The organism is Acinetobacter nosocomialis (assembly GCF_041021905.1).
GTDB classification, from domain to species: Bacteria; Pseudomonadota; Gammaproteobacteria; order Pseudomonadales; family Moraxellaceae; genus Acinetobacter; species Acinetobacter nosocomialis.
On the sequence record NZ_CP157432.1, the window covers coordinates 2,332,530 to 2,355,420 of the forward strand.

Genomic DNA, 22,891 nt, shown 5'->3' on the forward strand with positions numbered 1-22,891 from the left:
CTTCACTACCACAGCCCTAATTTAACCCTGACAACATTATTATCGTCGTAAACCGTAATTAAACTGCCGCGCACCATTGGGTTTAGCCGGATCCTTGTAGGTAGTTAAGGTCCCCAACTCACCAGCAATCGCGCTCAATTTATCGACTTTAAACAGTTCAGCTGTTAAAGACTTCGCTTTGAAATTTGCAGCTGTCAAATTCTTAATAAATACATCACTGTTCATGACAACTTGATTGTCTTGGATTATGAACGGCATATATTTAGTAGAAGAAGTACCAGTAGTGAAGAAAATCTTATCCGCTTGGAAACCTATAGAACTGAGCACAGTTCCATTTGTTTGCTCGCTGACCATAGACATACCAGTGAACACACCATTATTGTCCATCCCCATTACATACTTACCCTTTACGCCATCTATCAAGTCAGCTTGAGACTTAAGATTAATTGCATTTGGCCCATATACTGAAGTGAGAGTTTGAAGTGAACCAACGTAAGCTCCTACATCCGTGGTATATGTAGTTTTAAAACTCTCAAATTCAGCAATATTGTCTGCATCTTCAATATCGATGTAATCTAGATCTACTTCGCCTGCTTGAGCTGCATAATTGCCGATAAAAACAGGAGTAAAGAAAGCTGCTTTATTTGCAAATGTTCTGGGGTTTGTAAGCGTTCCAGCCCCACTACTTGCACCAGCAGATCTACCTTTGAAATAAGCAACACCCGTCACCCATGTACCCAAGGCAGGTGCAGCGCCACCCACCACATAATGACTTGAGCCGATATCTCCATTAATGTAATTAGCGTCTGTAATAAATGCAGTTTTTGCGGCATTAAAACAGGTGGCCCCCACATAAACGACACCAGCACCTGACACTCTTCTGTAGCGGTATTTAATCCGGTACATCTTATTATCATCAATTGGTAAGGTAGAAAACCAATTCAACCATACTTCATCGTTTCCTGAATTATCTCCCATTCGTAATGCATAACCACCACGACAAGTTTGATCTTCAATTAAACGCATTCCTATTCTTGAGCCGCTAGGCGTTCTGTTAATCCAATCTTTCTCAAAAGTTTGCAAAGCAGACGCCATAATGGTTTGGCTATTTGCTGAATAGAGGGCTGATAATCTTTCATTGGATGAAGCAACTGCCTCATTCAATTTTGAAGAAGTCACATAATCTCTTTGTATGTCAGCAACTGTTCTAGATGCTGCAGCAGCTGTGTCTTGAGCTTTTACAATTTCTGCAAAAATTGGTACTGGTACAAGTGACGAATTATATTGAATTGGTTCAATAGATTGTCCCAAAGCTGTGAAAGACTCAGTTTTAATAAGTGGTGTAATCGTTTTATAGTGTGATATATCATATCTCGCCCCACCCCGTAAAAAGACAGTTTCAATTGAAGAGTTAGGCATTTGTTTAATGTTTATTAAAGGTGATTGTGCAGTCCAGCTAAAAGAGAACTTATCAATAATTCTATTTTCTGCTTGAGTACCCCATCCATTAGCGGTAACACTCCATTCACAATTAAGACCGAAAGAGCGTGTACCATGTGTAGCCCAAGGCACATTACTATTATTTTGGCCGCCCAAAGTACAAAATACTTTAAAATCATACTTTTGCTTACCGGTAGCCAACTGAAAGATAACAGGATAGTAAATATCTGGATTCAAACCTGATAAGTCAACATTCGTTAAAATATTTTCTTTTAAGCTTTCAGTATTTTTCTGTAATGGATCAATATATTCCGACTTTAACTGATTTGACGATGCAGCAATTGCTCTTTCAATATTTGTATTAGTTAGGTCAGAATTAAGAATATATGCACTATTTGTTCTATCCAATTTAGAAGACATTTCAGTAAGTTTACTTGCCCATGTTTCCTTAAAATTAGTTAATGTCCCTAATGACTCGTTAGCTGTGGAAACGAAATCTTGTAAATTAGGATCTGCAGATGCATAGTCAGTTACGTCATAACATTCAATTTGAGCTAAAGTCCAGATTAGAGGGCTTTCAGGTGTTGGGGCTGGTCCACCCGCTACATGTACGAATCCAGAAGTATCGAATATTCCGGTGGCACCGGATTTAACCATACGAACATAAACTTCAAATCTCCCCGTCCCGTCAGTGCTACCAATGAATTTATCTACTGATCCATCGCCCATTAAATTTGCTGCAGGATATAACTTGTAGCCGATAGGTAATTTAATCAGGTATTTAATGATAAAAATAGCATTTGAACGTGTGAAAAACTGTTGATGAAAACCGCCGAAATTCGGGCTTGCTGAACCAGTTGTAACGATTCTAACCTCATGAGTTGAAGTGGTCGGATTGTCAGCACTTTTAACTTCACGAGTAACACTAACTGTACCATTCTGAAGATTGTTGTAAGTGCCGACGTTGTTCATTCCTTTCTTGAAATTTACATCACCGTAAAGCAACTTACCGTTAGTAATCATCATTGCAAGCTTAGTTGTATTTTCTAATGCTGAACCCAGATTGTCGGTGCTTGTTTGGAGCTGAGTAATATCATTATTACGAAGATTAATTAAATCTTTTGATGTTTGATCCGCTGCTGCTTTAGTAGTTTTTAATACCGTTGAAAGTCCACCTGGTACAGAAGCGTCATATTGCTGAATTTGTTGTGCAATAACACCTTTGTTAACATCAGCATTGATAAATGTATCTTCAACAAATTTCGCATTTTGTTTAAGAGTAGTTTTAAAGCCTCCTTTGAAATTAGGAGCAGAATTTCCTCGGCTAATGAAAATATTCGAAACTGAAAATGTGCCCGCTGAAGGAGCATTATCAAATCGTAAACCCAGAGGAACAAATTCAAAATTCGTAGCTTTTACATCACTTGGAAAAATCCCCGTTAATTCTAATTCTCCACTTGCTTGAACAGTAAATAATGGTAAACCAAGCCCATATACCGCGCCGTGAAATTGGATGGTACAAACTGCACCAATTAGACCTGCCGAAGCATTATATTTGATTCGTATAACTACAGGATCACCTTTAGCGATTGGTAGTTCTTTAATTTTATATTGTAGTTCCCAGACTGGAAAAGTTTGATTTGTGCCTGTTGAAACATTTAATGTTTTAGTTTCATCACCTAATAAAATCCAATTATCTTCTGCGTATTGAATAGTATCTAGTTTTGCTGAAAAGGATTTTATTTCCTCTGCAAATACTTCTTTAGCATCAGATCGAGTAATTTTTTGACTTAAAATTTGAGCATGATTTTCCAAAACTTTTTGCAAATTACCACTGTTATTAGCTAATCCTAATGGAATACCACTAACGACCTGAACAGCAACCATAATCTGTTTTGCGCCATTCAGACCAGAGTCAGGAGTTGCATGAAGTTCAATACCTCTTCCCGCTCCGATTCCCTTCTGCCCAATTAAAATATAAGCATCTCTGCCTGTAATCTGATCTAGAGTAAATTGATTTGCGCCTAATGAAAGTAATGCTGGTTTTACACTATTCAAATTCATTGCAATGTAATCATAGTTAGTGATAATCACAAAAGTATTTTGAGGTAATGACTGAATTGCATTACTCATTGCTACTGCATTAGCTGGGTCAGCATATGTATCGTATCTCGTAGAGGTTGCAATCGAGCCATCTGCTGCTAAAACATGCACAGAAAAGCCGCGGTTAGAAGCTACAGATATAGTCTCACCTTTTAAGTTCTTGATTCCAGTAAAATCATTATTCCAGCCTGAAGAATAAACTCTGTAATTAAAGACTTGTCCTAGATCTTGATTTAACTGCTTGTAATTAGAATCCAAGCTATTAATTGATTGGGTTATATTTTGTTGATTATCACTAATTGTAGAGTTTATTTCCTGAAACTTCCCATCAACTGTTAATTTATTCGTATCAACAGTTGATTTAAGAGTTGTATAATTTTCAGTTAGTACTTGGATCTTTTCTAAATTTTTCTGAACATCTGTTTTAGTGCCTGTAATTGCTAATGAATTAGCTTCTAAACCTTTCTCAATTTCACGAGGATTTTTTCTAAATCCTGTTGCTAACTCGCCTTTCTCTAATTGAACTTCACGAATTAAGAAATCAGGAGCATACCCTACTTGAGCACATAGGATAATATTAATATATTGTAAGTTGTTGATATTTGTATCAAAAGTATAAGTACATAATACTTCTTTATCTGTTGCAATATTCCATTCATTAACAACCTGGTTATTACCAGTACCATCATATCTATGGATGATTAAAAGCAAAGTTTTTTGTGCTGCAGTTAGAGCTTTGGCTTTAAGTGACAACGTATAGGTTTGATTAATTTCTAAACCATCAGCTATCGTAATTGACTCTATAAAACCTTTAAAATAAGTAGACGAATTCGTAGAGCGGAATCTCCCCCAGTTTGCGCCATAAGCATCCTTAAAAACTTCTAGAACATTACCTTCAACACCAGCATTCTGACGCCAGTTAGAGATTGAAAAAGGCGCATAGAAATCACCATTCTTGATTAAATTGTCTCCACCACTAGACGAAATTGTTGCTTTTAGAATTTTACTTTCTTCAGCAATAGCTTTATTTGTTTCTGCTTTTGTATAACGGGTGCTATCCAGTGTTGCTGAACTATCTGTCCATAAATTCCCGAACTTCTGCTTAAATTTTGCTTCCAAGGCATCTGTAGCTGTGGCAACAGCTTTATTGGTGTCAGCAGTAGTCGAATAATTTTGTAGTTGTGTAGCGCGAACAAGTGATGTGTCTACATCTTTGTCTGTTAAAACGCTATTTACCCGATAAGCTTGTAACTCCCACCAACCGCCACTGCCATTGTGTCCAAGTGCAAAACCTAACTTCATTTGTGGATGAGTATTAAAAGTTACAACCTGTTCGATATATACCCATTCTTCGTTTGCTGGAATTCTAATTAAAGCAATCGCTGATGCAGTGATTGTAGCATTTGAAAAACTACCATCAGCTTTGCCATACATAGCCGTAATGCTGCAATCACCTGTAGAATCTGCACTTCGGCGGACCCAAAAGCTAACTTTATATGAACGATTTGTCGGTAAAGCTTTACGGCTATATATCCAACATCCTGCTTGATTCGAAGAATCTTTTCTAAAGACAGTATTGCCAACTTTACCTGTATTAGTTGTTTTAAAGTGGATTTTCAAATCATAACTATAGTAATTAATCCAATCTTCAGGGTTTTTTAAATTAAAATCTGGCAGTAATGAGTCACTATCATTAGCAGATTCAATAGATGCTTTAACATTTTTAATTTGAGCATTAAGCTGATTAGTTTGATTTGCTGTAGCTTCGTCTAACTTTGCTGTGGTTGCATAGTTCTGCAGTGCTTTTGCGGTGTTATCGATATTTTTTTCAGCATTTGAAAGTCCAGTTTCAAGACTTGATGTTCTCTTTGTTAGTGCCTCCTTTTCAGTCACATATGTTTGTTTGAAATCATTAAAGTTTGCATTAACTTGGTCTACTGCAGCGTTGTAGTCATAAGCACTGGGGATCCACGATTCAGTAGTGATTAAGTCACCCCTGACAAGCACTGCCCAATAAACCGTTCCGACTGAACCTTGAGCAGCAGTAGGACTGTTAATCATGTAAAAATTTAAAGCACGTTTTTCAATAACTTGATTATTTTTAACAAAGGTTATTTTATTAATAACTTTGCCATTTGTATTAACAACGGATTGTAAGGCTTGCTGACCTCCCCCAGCATAAACTGCCAAATTAGAGTTTGTATCCGCACCATTTCTTTGATGTTCGGCACACCACATTAAAGTGTATTTTGCGCCTACCTCCCAATCCTCGCCTAGCTTATATGAAAGATGAGGATATGAAGTTCCGTTATATTTACCCACAACATTTGACTGGATAAGCAAATTCGAACCAGCAGCTGCGGCTCTACTCAAACTTGCAGAGAGTGCTGTTGCTTGCTCTGTAACTGCTTTAATCTGTCCAGCTTGTTCTGTTACATCTGATTTCGTTGCTTCCAATGCTTCTGATGAAGCCTTTTTATTTACTTCATTATTAGTTAAATTTAGATCATTTCTAAGCTTAGAAATATCTAAACTTTGAGAAGACAATGTTTCGCCGTGCTTCTTAACTTCCGCTTGAGTGATCTTAATCGCTTCTGCATTAGCATTTAATGAGCTTTGCGTATCCCGAGGGCTTGGGCTCCATGCTGTAGGTTTATTGCCGGCTTCGATCTGTAATTTTTGAATTGTTGGAATTCGGCCTGAGCCATATGTACCGTAAAACTCAATTGTAGATTCAGTTGAACTGCCAGTGTTAAATTTAGGAAAAACCGTCACTGCAAATTTTTGAAATTCATTTGCTTTAGTTACTGTAACTGAAGTTGTGAAAAAGTGGGCAGAACCATTAGATGAGTAAACCTGAACCGAACCGGCAACAGGTACACTCACTTCAAATGAAATGGTAACCGGCTTATCTAAGTTTTCGTCATAAAAAACTTTTAACTCTTTGCTTCGTTCATACATTAAGTATTCACGACTTGTTGTAGCTGTCGATGTTCTAGGAGCTTCTGAATTAGCAACAGCATTAACACCACCGATTTTTAAATTATCTACAGCAGCTGTTATATCAGTCGATACACGGCCCATTGCACTTTCGAGATCACTCTTTGTAGCTGTTTTCAATAAAGCTTGAGCATTGCTCTGAATACCTGTTTCTGCATTCTGCATTCTTGTTTCAAGCTTACTGGTCCTTTCAGCTTCAGCTTCTGTTCTGTTAGTTGCTGTTTTGAATAAATCATTTGCTGTTGCAGTTGCATCATTAGCTGAAGCTAATGAGTTGTTATCTTCAACAATAATGTAATTAAGCTGACAAATTCCTGTCTGGAAGTTGTAGTTTGCAATAAAGATTGGGGCATAAAATTCAGCTTGCGCGGGGAAAGTACGCGGATTATCAATTGTCCCTAAGCCAGTTGCTGCCCCAGTAGACTTACCCTTCATGTATAGAACTACTTCTTGCCACTCACCTAAATTAGGTTTAATGGCCGACAATAAGTAGTTAGAAGAACCCATATCTTCTGCAAGGGTGTTTGTAGTCGTTACGTATTTACTTTGGTCTGCATTTTTACATGCAACACCAAGATAAATAGATCCATTTTCACCGAGTACACGGCGGAAACGTGCACGAACCCGATAAAGTGTATCTGGGTTAATCTTTACAAACTCATTCCAATGAACCCATGTTTCATCATTATCAGCATTATTCCCAAGCTCAAGAATATAACCACCTAGTGCATCAGAATCTTGAATTACTTTCGCTTCTGCAGTGGTACGCCAACGTGTCCAGTCATCAATACCTTTTGTTGTGACGACTGCACGTACCCCAGAAGTTACTTGAGTTTGAGATTTTAGACTTAATAAATTTTGAGAAAGGGCTTCGGTAGCTTTTACCGCCGTTGTTCCTGTTTGCTGCGCTTCTGCTGCATTATCAAAAGCCAGTTTTGCAAGATCATCAGTAGTTTTAAGTGATGATGAAAGGCCATTTATGCTTGTATTTGTATTACTTTCTAAGGTCGAAACACTTTTTTGAACATCAGTAATTTGCCCTTGTACCTTTAAGTTTTCTTTAGAGATACTTGTATCAAGTTCACTAAATTTTGAAGCAGTAGACTGTTCCAACTCGGTAAGTGACTCAGTAACTTCTAAAATATTTGCATTAGATTTCCGATCAGCTTCTTCCAAAGCTGCTTTCGTTTGGTCGATACGTAAAGATAAGGCTTTATCACCATCAGAAACTGATTGAGTAATTGTTGCTATATCCGACTCTGTTTTAGTTTTATTCGAATTAAAGTCAGTTTTTAGATCTTCAAGTTTTTTTGCTTCTGAAACAACCTTCTCATCAACAAGTTTCACTGAAGATTCTACTTTTTCGATGTTTGCGGCATTACCTTCTATTTGTTCTTGTGAGTTTTTAAGAGTAGATTCAATTTGTGAGGTTTTCTCAGCAATAGATTGATTCAAATCACTTACAGTACGTTCGACTTTGTTAATAGCAGTTTTGTTGTCACCAATTTGTGATTGTGCGGTGCTAATTTGCTCAGTAAACGCTTTATCTTGAGCTGCTAGAGTTTTTATATCTTCTGAAATTAGAGCGTTTGACTTACCGAATTCGTTTTGCATTTCAGCAAACTTAAGCTCAAAACTTTGAGTTAAAGCCTCTTTATCATTTGCACGTGCTTCAGCTTCAGCTAGAAAACCAGAATCAACTTTCTTATCAAGATCAATATACTGAGCTGCAATTTGATCTACTTTTTTAACTGCAGCTTCAGTTTGGGTTACAACCGGTTCAATTTTTTGATTAATGAGTGTATTAGTTTCTTCACCTAATGCTAATTTAGCGTCATCAATCATTTGACCAGCTTTAACTAAGTTTTGATCAATGTCTTGTTTTAAGGCGGCCTTAGTTTGATCAATAACATTTAGTGTGTCAGCTGCTTGTTTTTTACGGTCCAGAACTTCTTGATCCGCAATTTTTTTTGCGTTTTCTGCGACTAACCGAATTTCATTTGAATCACTTCTTACATCAGCAATGATTGAATCTGTTTCACTTTTAATAAAACCGATTTTATCATCGAGTTCTTTCTCAGCACGAATTGCACGTTGTTGAGCATCAGCAACCAATGCTTCATTAGCTTGAATAGACTGATCGATACGTTGATTGGCTTCATCCAATCGTAGATTAGCCTCATTATTATGTTGATCTACAATTAATTTAGTATTATTTATTTCTTGATCTATATAAGCACGAACTTCATCGACTTTATTTTGAGCGATCTGATTAACTTCTTTAACTTGTTCATGAATCTTTTGAACTTCCTCATCAAAATGTTTCATTCCTTCTTCAAGCAATTTAAAAGCATCAGAATCTTTAATGTTTTCAATTAAATCTTCTACTTCTTTTACCTTTTCTTCAATTTCTTGATTAGTTTGTTCGTTATTTTCAATCTTCTCCCCTTGTTCTTTTAATTCCTCCTTAAGCCCTTCTAACTTATCGAGAGCGTCTTTAAATGCACCTTCAATAGCGTTAGGGTCAATAGGCACACCAGCAACCGTAAGCGTTGTGCCAACGGCCATACTACCCGCTACAGAACTATTGCCAGCTACTGAAGTATTACCCATTACAGTGCTATTTCCCGTTAATGTGCTATTACCAGTTTGTTGAGTATTAGCTTGTACATTCATTAACGGCGTTTTGATCGAAACGGTTGTGCCAGAATCTACTTTTAAATTTTCTTTAGAGATAAATTCAATATTATCTTGTCGAATACGGCGCACACCTACAATCGCGCCGTCTCCGTGACTGACATAACTATGGATTACTGGACGTTCTTCATTACCATTTTCAAAGAAGACATAGACGTCTTCACCATCAACTATTTGAATTTCTGTATCTAAATCACTATCGCCGACTGGATAAGCAAAAGTTGCTGTAATTCCTTCACTCGCGCCATCAGTTAAACCATGAATGTGTACTTGTGCAGTACGACCTTTTGCGTTGTAACTTAAAATCTTTGCACGTTTTAAACCATTCATATATTTGACCTACAAATTAGCAATCCAGAACTTTGATGAAGTCCCCATTGATCCCCCGATTGCGCCTGTATCTATATGATGTGCAGCAGTTAAAACGACATACTTCTTACTATCTATTTCAAATATATCGCCTGCATTCCAGTTCAAATTTAGTGGTCTAATAATGGTCCCACGCATAATCAAAACTTTTTCCAAGTTTTTGACTTGTCGGGCATCTAAACCAGCTCTTTGCGTCACAGTGTGGCCTGGGGTTATTGAGTCATCACCAACAACCGTTGAACCGTTATTCTCAACTGTGACAAAAGATGATTTTTGCATCAGTTCCAAAGGTTTACTTGATATCCAAACGACACTGCTAGGATCTAGTTTTGTGATAGGTTCCTTTTTGAAGAAAGAATCAATTTTTTGAGCAGACACTTTATTATTTTGAAAGCAAATTACAGCTGCTTCTTGTTGCAGATAATGAGCCAAGCGCTGTGTAGGCATACTACCCTTTAAACAAACAAATTTAGGCAAAGGTAAATCACTGCCCAGACTGATCGTTGCACCACAAGCTCGAATTACTGAATTAAAAGAAGTTTCATTACTAATAATTGCTTGCTTTGAATATTCGATAAGTCTTTTACAACCAGCCAAAATACCAATACATGAGATGCCACCTACTCGCCGATCTTGTTTAATAGTCTGAGTTTTTAGAGGGGTAACTTTGATAAGTTCGAAAGGATGAGATATGTCATTTACAGTAAGTAGCTCCCCTTCTTTTAAAAGGGAGTCTAATTCAGTAGTAGATTGAACTGTGAACTCAATAGATGCGGGAATAGGTATGAGATCAGTTCTTAAAGTTGCACTAATCAGCTCAGACGCTGGAATAATTTTACCCGCAGATACAATGGTGATTTGCATTAACGGTTCCCCAAGTTAAAATTAAAACTCATTGGGGCCATACAAAACGCAAGTTTAGGCAAAGCGTCTTTCTTTTCATTATAGTTCTGTTGAGCTTCTGATACAGATAGCCCATAACTTTCGACTCCGAGCCCACGAGTAGCTTCAACCAATCTAGCTTGCAAAAGATCACAGTGAGCTTTTACTAAAGGTTGGATGATTACGTACTCATCACCGCTAAGTTCGATAGTTTCATTCAGTTCAATACTCGTGGTAGCTTTAGTTTGACAATCTAAAACAGCCCATCCGGCATAATATTTTGCCTCATCTAAAAATGCTTTCACGATATCATCAAGCAAAATTGAATAGCCCGATAATTGATATTCTTTATAGAGTTCTTCTGAAAGTTGCTGGATAGAACCAGCAACTACAGCATACCCTTCAGATTCAGGTAATAACTTCATAGCCATTACCCGAAAAGATTGCCTAATGTACGTGATGTCGCATTAATCGTTGAGTTGCGTACAGCTTGTTGAGCAGTATTGATTACCTGCTGAACGCGATTCACAAGTTCAGCTGTACCATCAATTTCTTTTTTACCCGGCTGAATACTGCCGTTGGTACCAATGTTTGCGAAGCTACCAAAGTAGTTATAGTCGATTGGGCAAGAAACTGTCATAACTTGAGATCGGCTATCTGAATCATACTCAGCTGACTCAAAGCGTATAGCACAGTTTTCAAGTGCATAAGAACGGGTAAAACTACCTAAACGGCCATCGTAATAATCACCATGGATGATTCCACCACTAGCTACGACATATTCAGCTAATAGTTGATCATGCCCTGCTTCAGTTACTAGGATTTGAAGGTTGCCTGTGTAATGGGTTTTCGGGGGACCAGCAACAATTCCAGTAAATCCACCCGCATATTGAACTTCTGCTGGATCTTCATTACTCACAATTGGCCGTGGGCAACTTTTAAATAAGAAGCGAAGGTCTTCCATGCCACGAGGAACAAACATCCCCTGACACGCTAATAATGGTGAACCAAGTTGCTGTAGAGCAATGTAATCTTGTTTAAGCTGATTTAGTAAAATCGGATTAGATTGTTGCATAATTTTGATGCTCAAAATGCAGATTTATGCAACAAGATTAAGGATGTTTTTGCTATTGGTTTTTAATCAGTTCCATTTTAGAAAACTGACTTTATATTAATAAAAAACCCGCAAAAGCGGGCTATATCACATCTGTTTATAGATAACATCTCGCCTATCTACATCAAGAACAAGAACTACGACTACATCATCCTTGACTTGATATAAAAGGCGGTATCCTGCTGATTTCAGTTTAATCTTATATAGATCAACTGATCCTCTCAGCTTATTCTTCGGTATCTTAGGGTTATCTAGGATTGCTTCCAGCTTACGAATAAACTGCTCAGCGATTTGTGGGTTAAGTTTGTCAAACTTTTTAAGAGCTGTTTTTGAGAACTCTAGCTCGTAACTCATTAATAGATACCTTCACAGTTTCGTCAGTATCAACTTGCTCGGCTAGTTTAATTAGTTCCTGATCTTCAATTAGATCCATCATGCGTTCATACATTGCTGCCGGAACACAGTAGAATTCTGGATTATTTCTATTCAGAATAGCTACTGCTTCGCCAAAAGCATTTTGTACAACTGCTGTAGGATTCTTTTTTAATTCAGAAACACTAGCCACAAATCGACTATGGATTATGTGGTTCATGACGTTTCTCATTTGATGTGTCCTACATCAATTTGTAGCCAATTGATTAGAACCGTCCTCAGAAAGTTAAGTTTGCTACAGGGTTAACTCAATATAAACAATTTGAAGATCTGTTTCAAGACCTGTTTAACAACCACTTAATAGGTCTTAATAAAAAAGCCACCCTAAAAGGTAGCTTTTTAAATCAGCTTTTTATCCAATATTTGGTGGTACTCGCAGAACCTGTACTGAAGGTACACCCCGATACACACCCATGAAGCATATCGTTGATGGCATTGGCTTAGATTGGGCTTCTCAGTTTGTTAAGTTAAAACAAATAGTTAATCAAGTTGTTATGATTTTCATAATAACTGATTTTCTTGTAATGTGCCTAAAATAGAAAGGATCTGATTCAGTACTGGGCAACTTTGTTCTAGCTGTATTTACTGCCGGTGCATAAGCTAAAGCTTTGGACATAATAATGACCCTATTCATTGAATAAAGCCATTATTTACAATGAGGAAAGCTTAGAAGTTAGTTAGTTCCAACTCCACAAGAAAAATATTTTAGTTTTCGATATCTTTATCATCACATTCAAGCCAAAAGACATCTTCAAACTTCTCGCATACACCAGCTTTTTTTAGTTCGGTGTAAATGAGTAAGGCACGATAAACACTGATGTGTTTTCCTGCTTCTGCATCTTTTATATACCTATTAAGCACATGATTATTTGATATAAATCCGCATTGTTTAGCTAATTGATAAACTGTCATACCAGCTTGCTCTCGCAAAGTTGCGACATTGTTTTTTTCAACCATCACGATATACCAAAAAATATTTAGTTCAGTGTATCACAAGAACAATTGCTATTAAATATAATTTTATTAATACTCGTAATTGCTATTATATTTAATAGTTGTTATATTTAACTCATCAGGACAGGATATGGTCTTGATAAAAAGAACCCCTTGTACCGATCAAAGTAAACAAGGGGTTATATCCAATCTCTAAGAGGAAATTAGACATGACTACTTTAACTCAAATCACCGTACCTTTCCACAATGCTGAGTTGTACTTGGTGGAACATGATGGTCAGCCATATACACCCATGAAGCCTATTGTTGAGGGTATGGGGTTAGCTTGGCAGTCTCAATTAGCAAAACTGAATGCCAATCCTCAACGATGGGGTATAACGAAAATCGTTATACCTACTCTTGGCGACTTACAGGAAATGGTTTGTCTACCACTAAGAAAACTTCTTGCTTGGCTCACCACCATCAGTCCTAACAAAGTAAAACCTGAACTTCGTGACACTGTCATCATGTACCAAAACGAATGTGATGATGTCTTATGGAATTACTGGACAAAAGGCCAAGTAATCAATCATAGAAAAGCTATCTCACCTGAACAACAGCATGCTTTACATGCAATCGTCGATCGTCGTGCAGGAAAAGATCGAAGTTTAAGAGCCTCTATGTGGATACGTCATAATCGCCACTTTGGAATTGCTAAATATAGCCAATTGCTTTCAATCCATTTTGATGATGCGAAGCAGTATCTTGAGACAATACCACTTCATGAGCTAGGCCCAACCGAAACAGATACACTTAAACGTTTAGAAAAATTTGTAGATAATCTCGCTGCACGGTATCCAGCATTAGAAAATCCGCTAGCTTATGAAATAGCACAGCATGTAGGTGAGAAGCTAAAGTATCAATCTCCCAAAGGTCCGAAAAACTTCTGGATTTCGATTCAGGAAAACGGCGCTCTTTCAGTACAGCAATATTCTCTACACCACACGCCCATTAATGTCGTGCAACTACGCGAAAAGTTTAATGGGCTATGGGAGTTTCTTCATAAGGATGAAGTACTTGAGCTTGGCAAAGTATTAAAACGCTTTCCTTTTGAACCTGTGAACTGAAAGGGCATATCATTAAATTAAGACGTTCCTACTGGAACTCCCCTTATATTAAAGCCAGCTATACAGCTGGCTTTCTTTTTAGAACTTATCCAATATTTGGTGGTACTCGCAGAACCTGTAATGAAGGTACACCCCGATCTAGCGCATCTTGGACACAACGATAATCAGGATTATTTGGTTCATAACCAAGTTCACCACGGATATTACCCTTATGTATTGTCATCGGTGCATCAAAACGCCCACGCATAAAACGACCAATAATAATTGTGTCAGTTAATGATTGATTGGTCTTTATTTCTGTTTTATCAGTTTTTTTCTGATATTGAATACCAGGCGCTTCACCTATGATTTGAGTTGTATTCATGAGTATTTCCTTAATTAAATGGATTATAGGTAAAGCCAAAAATGACCTTACCTATGAGTAATTAGTAAATACCTAAGCGTTTACCTTTTTTGAATGAACGTAAACGCTTGTTGATTGCATTTGCAGTAAAAGCATGAAGTCGAGCTTTTTTCATACCAGCTTTTTGTGCTGCAGTTAAACGAACCTTTTGACCAGGTAACCGCTTATTCACAACCGTTTTAATACCTTGTCGAATCGCAAGTACTCCACGGTAATGAACTTTTCGTCCATTTACTTTCCGTTGGCTAAATGCTCCATTTCGAGCTTTAATTTTTTTAGCCATTGAATCGAAACCTTCTTCAGTTTCATCCGCTTCACCGAAAATAAACTCTCGAACGAGTTCTTCAAGTTCTGGGCCATCGTCTGGCATATTAGCAAGAACTGTATTGGCTGCTGCTTCTAACGCCACATCAGCAACTTCTGTATCATCACTAAAGATCTCTTCAATATCAGAAGCGTCAACGCCGAATGTTAGGAAAGCATCGGACAGAGATGCCATTAAAGCGCTTTCAAAGATGCCTTCTTCATCATCTGCACCATCTAATGCATCGACAATTAATGCGTCTAAATGATCAACGCCCAGTTCACCTTCTTCAAGCTTACCTTCACTGATTGTATCTACCGTATCGGATAGAATGTTCAGAGCAATTTGTCGTACTTGTTCAATCACAGATTGCTGTTCTCGATCAGTACTTGAAACCTTACTTACAACGGTAGAGATATTCTCCGCTGCTGAATCAAAAGCACGTAAAGTTAATGGTTTTTCAGTAGTGGGTCCAAATGGATTCATCTTGATAGATCCTTAATAAAATTATTTAACTAAAACGTCGTCATCAAAAATTGCGGCACGAGTTGTACCAACAACTCCATGGGCTAAATAGAGCCGTACACGCTCATATGGATAGTCTTTGTCAGGTATTAAACTGAACTCAAAAGGTTTACCCCCTAGATCTTCAGCCGGTTGCAACCAACCGGTTGTTTCACTAGAAGCACCTTCTAAAAACTCTTGGATGTCATCACCAGCTTTTTTGATATAGTCCGGTGTAGCTTGGAACATATAAGTCCGTAGGATCTCGATACATTTATTCGTAACTCGAGCTGAAATCTCCGCGGCCGGAACTAAACGCAAAGCACTATTTTTGCTTTGGTATTGCGTAAGCACATCACTTAATACAAATAATGTAGTTTCAAACTTAACTGGGCGAACTACATTTACTTTAGCCTTAGCCAACATTTCTTGAGTCTGTTCATCTTCAAGATCAATATTCGGCATCTGGCTTAAGTTTTTTGCTGTAAATGGATAATCTTTCCAAGCTACTGCATTTTTTAACGGCGCAAAGCCTTGTTTATTTAACTTTGCGTTACGTAATAATTTATCGCCGATGTAATGGCCCAAATAATAAGCTGGGACCTTACGCCCTCTTAGTGTGACAGCACCAGATGGACGGCATAGGTTCGGACTCCAAATGAATTGAACAAACTGTGATTGTGCATCTACGCTTGTCGCAAATTGAGCTGCTTGCTCAGCTGTAAAAGTTGGGTTGATTTCAGCATCCAAAGGAATACGTAACTTTGTAGCTGCACGTTGTGCCGCAACATAAATTGGTAAATCATGAGGATTTGGTAAAGTCAGATATGCTGGTGTACTTAATTGACTCGTCAGAATTTTATATAGTTCATCTGGATTAAATGATGGTAATGATTCATCTTCCAATGCCAATGTTTTTGAAGCACGACCTAAGCTATTTGATTCGTTATAAGCATTTGATTTGAGGATTGCTTGTAACGCATCAATACCTAACGATAAATCAAAACGCTCAAAATATTCTTTCGCATCAGCTACAGCGACAATAGAAGCAGAATTTTCAATGTCTCCATCTACTAATCCCTGAACAGTAACAATTTGATCACCTGTTACCGCATCACGGATTTCCAAACGCATAGAAATATCTGCAGGACCGCGTGGGCTAGTTACTTTCGCAAAAAAGGCCACATTGATTTCTGTATTTGCAAGATAACTGTGAGTATCAAATTCCAGTTTTAGTGATGGGCTGGCCCCTGCAACAAGGGATAGCTCACCTGTACTTGATAGAGCAAGTATATTCATTACATTACACGCCCAAGGCTATTTGTTTTAAGTATTTTGAGCCGTTGGCATTTTTGATTTTCTGGCTAGTTCCAATGTAAAAAAAACCACTCGAAAGTGGTTTTTCATTTCCTAAATTTTATAATCCGCTAGCAGGTTCTGTAGGCTCTTCTGCCTCAGTAGGTACAATTTGAAGTACATTACCTTTCAAGCCATTAATTTGATCTAGGTTATCTAGCAATTGTTTATGAGCTTCGTCACCGATCAAAGTGAATGTGACCTTTTGACCAGCTTGTACCAAAACTTGCGTAAATGGTTCGGTAATGTCACTTAAACCGTTATTTTGAAGTGTAATACTTCGTTCAGTAGGATGATCACCAACAGCATCCATAATTGGGTTCGTGCCATCAATAATGAAAATAGTCATCTTGTTACTCAACAGTTAGATTCTTACCAAGCCCCTTCAACTGACGTAAGTTTTCCAGTACTTGATGTTTAAATGTTTGGTTATGACACGTAATACTTGCTGTTTTACCTGCCTCAATAGCAACACGTGATAACGGTTCTAAAACTGTTGCAAATCCGTTATTAGTAACTTTAATAACTAGCGGATCCACGCTACTCCCACCTGATACTGTTAACAAATCCGTAATGGGAGTATTAACTTTAGAAGTATCAGTTTCTTTAAGGACATGATCCGATTCCGTCCCCACATCATCACCAGACTTACCACCATTTGAATCTAGATCATTTGAAGGTTTGACAGAATCATTCGATGTTTCAGTTGGATTTCCATTTTCTTGAGTATTGGACTCTTCATTATCTGAATCGCCATTTTTCAAATCAGTAGGTTTATTACCTTCATCTTGAGATGCGCCGTCTTCAGGACCTTGGCTATTTAACAAATCACCTTGGTCTGAAGCTTTTTCATCACCAGCTTGGGTATTCTGTGTTTCTGTAGTTTTATTGGTTTTATTACGTGTGTTTTTTTGTTTAGTAGTCGCTTGTTCGTCAGTTGAAGCTAAAGTTTCGTCAGTGTTTTGTGTTGCAGCAGCCATGAGATTTTCCTTTCAATAAATAGGGTAAAAAGGCGCATCGAAATGCGCCCTTATCTGTTTTACTTACGAATTTTTGAGAGATGGCATATTGATACAGTGGATGACATAGCTTTGATCAGCATAACGTTCTAACGGGTTCATTTCGGCTGCTTGAGCACCGATTAAAGTAAGTACTGATTCACGCGCATCTGGTCGAGTTTCAATAACTGAAAGAGGCGTTTGAATAAAGCCAACGAACGGCGCACGAATTGGCTCATTACCACGACCAACTAAAAGCATATCAAACGCTGTATCTGCTTCAGCTACAAGCTCTTGTGCTGTCGGTGCGTGGTAAACGTTTGTACCATCTGCAAGAGTACCAATACGGACAATTTGACCATAACCAGCAGTGTATCCGGTTTTAACTGGCATCTTGTCGCTTGACAGTTGATTAAAGAATACTGACCCAGTATCGCCAACATATAAGTCAAATGCTACGGTAGAGCCACCAGTACGTTGGTTAATATCCAATTTGGCCGCTGCAATAAATTTATTTACTTCCGCAAACAAGTCACCTGAAGTATTAAATGCAGCTGCTAATTTTCCAGTCACACCACGAGAAGCATCAAAAGTAACTTCACGAGCGGAGTATTCAGCTAAATCTTTTGCTTCACCTAATAAACGTACAGTTTGTTCTAAGAAGATTTTACCTTGAACAATTGCTAAAGCCTGACCCAGAAAACCAAGCTTAAGTTCGTTAGTTAACTGAGATTGTAATAGTGTTGAAGCTGTTACCCGTGCCATGATAGGTGACGCAATCAATGTTTCATATTCAGGTTCGAAATCAACACCAACTGGGGTTAATAGATAGTTATCATTACCATCACGCGCATCAAAATCCGCCACAAGATGAACTTCAATTTTCGCACCAACTGGTAATGCTTCATTTAATGTCACGCTAATTTTGCTAGCTGAAATGTCAATTTCGCTACCAACTACACGATATTCAACGCCGTTTACTACTACGTCTTTCTCAGCAATAGCAGAAATCTTGCCTGAAAATTTTGATTTACTGCGATTTCGAGTATGCGCAACTTCTTTACCATTGATCTTAATAGATACATTACCCGCAATAAATGGCAATAAACTCGCTTTGGCATCAGGTGTTTTAGCCTTGAAGTCTTCATAACCTGTTCGTGCAGTCACAGTATAAGTTGTACCTGCGCCACCATTAGACAATGCAAAACGGAATCGTCCTTCAACATAAGGCTTAGAAGCATTTGCACCATCTAAGTATTCTGATTTCTTCATTGCACCAAAATCACGGTTGGTGATAAAGCGAATAGATACAATCGGTACTTCATTTGAGCTATTAGAGTTGGGAATCATAGCAACGATAGGTGTTGCATAAGCGATAACGTTGGCGATAGTAGCAACTGTAATTGCTGGAACGATGCTTACAGATTCATGATGCTGGTGATTTACATCATCAAAACCAGATTCATTAATACTATCGTAATAGCTAAGGGTCTCAGCAGGCAAAGCAGATGCTTGTTTCGCACCACTTAAACCAGCAGATAATGCAGCTGCAATGATTGAAGGATGTGGTAATTCACCCCCATGGCGTGCTTGATATTGTGATACCCCAAACATCACAGCTTTATCAACTTCTGGCGCATAATCCATGCCAATTGAATCAAAAATTGCTTTTAATACTTCTGGGTAATCTTCTGCAGCTGTTTGAGCACTATCAAACCCATTTTCAAGCTCATCAGGACTTTTGAAATAGTAATTTCGGCACTGAACAGTAGCTAGTTGTTGAGCATCATACTTTTTACGAATTTCTTCTGTTAACACAGTCATTTTAAACCAGCCTTTGGCTTTCTATGTAAGATGCAGAAAGTCTGACATGGCCTATTTTTACTAAAGCTGGTCGGTTCCAAACATAAAAAAGTCCCCAAAATTGAGGACAAAGAAAATGTAGCTAAAGGACCATCTCAGCCCTTTATTTATATAGCTATCCGCTTACACCACTTGAAACATAAATCTCCACATTATCACCTGCTTTCACTCTATAACGGAGCTTATCCCAGCAATGCTGTCTAAACGGTTCAGTATCGGGCGCAGCAGCTGTTAATGTAAGAATAGACACCCAGTGAGAATCGTTTTGCGGATCTGCATATGGAACATTGCTTCCGAAAAACTCTACTTCTGCCCCGTTCCCGATTACCTGGTAATTGAAAATTGCAGAAGTACATTGTTCAGCTATTTCAATGTCACCTGTCTTTTTACCTTTTTCATTGAATATTAAATAGCTCCGTGCACGCTCCCCCCATTGCGATTCGCCCCAAACTTTAGATACAACAATTACTGAATCGTCACGACCAACACCACCACCAACGTCAACCGTAATGACATAACCGAATTGATGGTCATCAAAAATACTCGCGCCAACATACATTTCTTCTGTTTGACGTTTGGTAATTAAGAACTCATCCGATAAGTCTGGGAATTCACCTAGAACACGGATCTTGTACTGAGCGTCTTCACGGCTTCCATACTTTTGCCGTTGTTCTTCTAAAGATTGCTTACTAACTAATGGTGACTCTTCCCCGTTAAATGTGAGAGCAATCCAAACACCACCAGCTCGATGACTTAACTTGTGATGAGTCTCATAGAACATACCCGCATTACGGGTAGGTTGCGACGTCATTACGGCACGGTTGTCTTCGTGAGTTAATGCACCAAACGCTACATCCAGTACAGCATCATCTACACCGCTGGCCTCATCGACCCAGACCATGTAGTTATCGCCGTGGTTACCAGCCAAGTTTGTAGGTTGATGTTTTGGTGCTGTCTTAGCAAAGACATACCATTTTTCTTTGTAGCCTTTAATGTAAACGAGTTCAGACTGGTACCCGACATAATCAGCAAGCCAAGCCAAAGGCCCTTGCTTCAATCGTGCTAGATTGATACTGATTTCTTTCCAGACTTGTTTCTTTAACTGCCCGATCTGGGGGGCAGTAAACATCATGATTGATTCATCAAAAAACAAGAGATGCCATAAGGCAACAATACCGGCACTGGCCGTTTTACCAGTGTTATGTAGTACTAAGTCATCTTCACCTAAGAAAAATGGATCTGGATCGAGTACAAAACCGTAATATTTACCTTCACCCAGCTCGGCAACGGATGTGATTTTTAAAGGCTCATGATCCCCATCAACAAGCCTATATGATGCAAACTGTTCTCTATTTTTTGGCTTTAGGTTCATGTATTGAGAAACAAGTAATTCAATCTTGTCGCCCTTTGACCAGCCGTTACCATCGTATAAAGAGATTAAGCAAAGGATATGCGATTTATTGAATGTATGAGCTTTGCCATTCTCATATTCAAACCGGTACATATCCTGATAACCAGTTACTGTTTTAATTACATCTAGTTCAGTCTTACCATCTGCAGCAAGGATCTTGTGATTTAGGTTAATGCGCTCAACTGGGATAAATTCCCCATTGGCTAATTTGATTAAAGTCCCTTTTCCAAAACAACCGTGACCTGAAGCTACGGATGTACGACTACCATCAAATGCAATAGATTCAAATAGTAATTCTTGTTGCCATGTGGGTTCGACACCTAATGCTTCTACGGCGAAAGCATAGATGTCGTATCGATAACGCTCACAAAGTTCCCACCATTCGGGAATTTCTTTTAATGGTGCCAAAGCCATACCGTAAAAACACCATTAATTAAAAGATTGAAAAAGGAAGCATTGTTGGATCTACAGCATCTTCTTCAAACTGATTCCCTTCAGTAATTGAAAAGCCTTTTGCAATTTTTGTACTAGCCCAAACAGCTAACAGGATTGCAATGTGGCCGTTGTTTAAGCTGCTGCTATCAAATTCCTGCTGAAGGCCGTTTTTATCGACTTTACGGATTTCAAGTACGTTCTTAGGGTTGTACTGGTTTAACTTCGGCTCAATTTCAATTAATTTTGCTCTGTAACGAGCTTGATAAATTGAAATCACTTCCTCTAAGTGGTCTTTAGCATTGAAACTTAATTGCCAATTCTGTACTTGGTCCGGTGAGTCAGTTACTACAACCGTTTGATCTCTTAAATCACTTGGTACAGGTAAATTTGAATAAACGGCTGTTTTTTGAATAACAAGCTCACCAGTATCCGCAAATGCGGCTCCAATGAGACGAATCGGTTGATCAGAAAACCCAGCAACACGACTGTCAATACGAATAATTCCAGACATTACTTGTATCCTTAGCGCCGTTTGCGTTCTAACTTGGTTTGGCATTCAATGCAGAATTTCACGCCACCTAAAGAACGGCGGCGCTCTGGTATTTCTTCACCACATTCAACACATTCTTTTTCAGATTCGCCGTCAAAACGGCATCGATTTGCAATTTCTTGCTGCAATAAATAATCAGCACTTTCTTGTGCCTTATCGATTAAGTCAGTCATCTATACGCTCAACTGTAATTTCACCTGTTTCTCTGTCACCCTTCAAACGTTGATGGTCGAGTGGCGTGTACTGATCAGCTTGCACTACAACTTTGTCGTTGATTGCGGGCTGTTCCGTTGCTGAGCCGTCAGGTTCATACCCATTACCCGTGTTTTGATCGAAAGGACCACCGAAACCGATAACGTTAGGTGTGTAACCCACAAGCTGAATATCTACAGTTGAGATAGAAAGATTGACTGCTTCGCTAGGTACGGGTGATGGAAAAAGTTCATTTTCAAATACAGTGAATGTTGAATTAACAACATGATCATTCCATTGCTGAAATGGCACATTAAAACGGCGGTTATCACTGCTAGACATGTACGCGCAAAATTGCCCAATGACTGAACGCAGATCGTTAGGATTGGTGGCAAAAAATGCGATTTGAGCTCTTACAGTTGTTGGTACTAGACGAACTTTTACCCGCTTCTCATCAATGACCGTTTCAACAAAATCTGGTACTGGTAGTAATTGATTTACATCAGGGGGTTGGTCTGTTAACGCTGTTGCAGTAAGCATGATTGGTAATTGAACTTTAGAGTTATCACCATGTGTTTGGCTTTTTCTGTATTCAGAAAGCATTGCTTCTGAGTCGTCCATCATCCTTGAAGGACATGCTTTTATAGCGTTGCCAATAGCTCTCATTTTCCAGTCAGCTGTTAATTGTGTCTCTGGCATATACCAAGCGCGAAAATTAACTAACTGCTTATACCAAGCGTTTTGAATGCTTTTAAGTGAATCATTGGGGTAATTCATT

General features: G+C 38.4%; 19 protein-coding genes. 2 read left to right on the forward strand and 17 right to left on the reverse strand.

Features of this window, described 5'->3' with window-relative positions; genetic code table 11:
• Positions 1–39: 39 nt before the first annotated feature.
• The 6 genes from ABLC00_RS10845 to ABLC00_RS10870 all read right to left on the reverse strand — a co-directional run bounded on the left by ABLC00_RS10845 (position 40) and on the right by ABLC00_RS10870 (position 12,197).
• A complete protein-coding gene (locus ABLC00_RS10845) occupies positions 40–9,570 on the reverse strand; it encodes an interleukin-like EMT inducer domain-containing protein (protein ID WP_348941116.1) in 9,531 nt (3,176 codons plus the stop codon).
• A 9-nt stretch (positions 9,571–9,579) separates the two neighbouring features.
• On the reverse strand, positions 9,580–10,473 hold the full coding sequence (locus ABLC00_RS10850; protein ID WP_033846514.1) for a hypothetical protein: 894 nt from the start codon (positions 10,471–10,473) through the stop codon (positions 9,580–9,582).
• Complete coding sequence (locus ABLC00_RS10855; RefSeq protein ID WP_001240941.1) at positions 10,473–10,922, reverse strand: hypothetical protein; 450 nt, start codon at positions 10,920–10,922, stop codon at positions 10,473–10,475. The genes ABLC00_RS10850 and ABLC00_RS10855 overlap by 1 nt, the downstream gene beginning before the upstream one ends.
• On the reverse strand, positions 10,922–11,566 hold the full coding sequence (locus tag ABLC00_RS10860; protein ID WP_001187723.1) for a hypothetical protein: 645 nt from the start codon (positions 11,564–11,566) through the stop codon (positions 10,922–10,924). The genes ABLC00_RS10855 and ABLC00_RS10860 overlap by 1 nt, the downstream gene beginning before the upstream one ends.
• Positions 11,567–11,692: 126 nt before the next feature.
• A complete protein-coding gene (locus ABLC00_RS10865) occupies positions 11,693–11,959 on the reverse strand; it encodes a type II toxin-antitoxin system RelE/ParE family toxin (RefSeq protein WP_000119670.1) in 267 nt (88 codons plus the stop codon).
• Entirely contained in the window at positions 11,922–12,197 is a 276-nt protein-coding gene (locus ABLC00_RS10870) for a type II toxin-antitoxin system Phd/YefM family antitoxin (protein ID WP_001015563.1), read from the reverse strand. The genes ABLC00_RS10865 and ABLC00_RS10870 overlap by 38 nt, the downstream gene beginning before the upstream one ends.
• A gap of 253 nt (positions 12,198–12,450) precedes the next feature.
• On the opposite strand from ABLC00_RS10870, the gene ABLC00_RS10875 reads away from it, so the two are divergent.
• Positions 12,451–12,576: a hypothetical protein gene (locus ABLC00_RS10875; RefSeq protein WP_000680690.1), complete on the forward strand. Its 126-nt coding sequence runs from the start codon at positions 12,451–12,453 to the stop codon at positions 12,574–12,576.
• Positions 12,577–12,742: 166 nt separating this feature from the next.
• Here ABLC00_RS10875 and ABLC00_RS10880 read toward each other — a convergent pair whose 3' ends face one another.
• Positions 12,743–12,994 carry a hypothetical protein gene (locus tag ABLC00_RS10880; RefSeq protein WP_000229653.1) on the reverse strand — a complete coding sequence of 84 codons (252 nt, stop codon included), beginning with the start codon at positions 12,992–12,994 and terminating at the stop codon, positions 12,743–12,745.
• 206 nt (positions 12,995–13,200) lie between these two features.
• Between ABLC00_RS10880 and ABLC00_RS10885 the strand changes: the two genes are divergently transcribed.
• Positions 13,201–14,097: a phage antirepressor N-terminal domain-containing protein gene (locus ABLC00_RS10885; RefSeq protein WP_000210194.1), complete on the forward strand. Its 897-nt coding sequence runs from the start codon at positions 13,201–13,203 to the stop codon at positions 14,095–14,097.
• An 85-nt stretch (positions 14,098–14,182) separates the two neighbouring features.
• On the opposite strand, the gene ABLC00_RS10890 is transcribed toward ABLC00_RS10885, so the two are convergent.
• From ABLC00_RS10890 to ABLC00_RS10935, 10 genes are all read right to left on the reverse strand, one after another.
• Positions 14,183–14,461: a hypothetical protein gene (locus tag ABLC00_RS10890; protein ID WP_001098596.1), complete on the reverse strand. Its 279-nt coding sequence runs from the start codon at positions 14,459–14,461 to the stop codon at positions 14,183–14,185.
• 61 nt (positions 14,462–14,522) lie between these two features.
• Positions 14,523–15,290, reverse strand: a complete 768-nt coding sequence (locus ABLC00_RS10895; protein ID WP_004708327.1) for a hypothetical protein — start codon at positions 15,288–15,290, stop codon at positions 14,523–14,525.
• 21 nt (positions 15,291–15,311) lie between these two features.
• Positions 15,312–16,607 carry a hypothetical protein gene (locus ABLC00_RS10900; protein WP_004708326.1) on the reverse strand — a complete coding sequence of 432 codons (1,296 nt, stop codon included), beginning with the start codon at positions 16,605–16,607 and terminating at the stop codon, positions 15,312–15,314.
• Positions 16,608–16,725: 118 nt separating this feature from the next.
• Complete coding sequence (locus ABLC00_RS10905; protein ID WP_000151778.1) at positions 16,726–17,013, reverse strand: hypothetical protein; 288 nt, start codon at positions 17,011–17,013, stop codon at positions 16,726–16,728.
• A gap of 4 nt (positions 17,014–17,017) precedes the next feature.
• Positions 17,018–17,644, reverse strand: a complete 627-nt coding sequence (locus ABLC00_RS10910; protein WP_004708325.1) for a hypothetical protein — start codon at positions 17,642–17,644, stop codon at positions 17,018–17,020.
• Positions 17,645–17,707: 63 nt separating this feature from the next.
• Entirely contained in the window at positions 17,708–19,486 is a 1,779-nt protein-coding gene (locus ABLC00_RS10915) for a hypothetical protein (protein WP_004708324.1), read from the reverse strand.
• Between the two features lie 154 nt (positions 19,487–19,640).
• The gene (locus tag ABLC00_RS10920) at positions 19,641–21,350 is read right to left on the reverse strand and encodes a terminase (protein ID WP_348941125.1); all 1,710 of its coding nucleotides are present in this window, start codon (positions 21,348–21,350) and stop codon (positions 19,641–19,643) included.
• Positions 21,351–21,369: 19 nt separating this feature from the next.
• Complete coding sequence (locus tag ABLC00_RS10925; protein ID WP_000014219.1) at positions 21,370–21,882, reverse strand: hypothetical protein; 513 nt, start codon at positions 21,880–21,882, stop codon at positions 21,370–21,372.
• A gap of 11 nt (positions 21,883–21,893) precedes the next feature.
• Complete coding sequence (locus ABLC00_RS10930) at positions 21,894–22,094, reverse strand: TraR/DksA C4-type zinc finger protein (RefSeq protein WP_000130710.1); 201 nt, start codon at positions 22,092–22,094, stop codon at positions 21,894–21,896.
• On the reverse strand, positions 22,087–22,890 hold the full coding sequence (locus ABLC00_RS10935) for a hypothetical protein (RefSeq protein WP_001108883.1): 804 nt from the start codon (positions 22,888–22,890) through the stop codon (positions 22,087–22,089). The genes ABLC00_RS10930 and ABLC00_RS10935 overlap by 8 nt, the downstream gene beginning before the upstream one ends.
• Position 22,891: the final 1 nt, after the last annotated feature.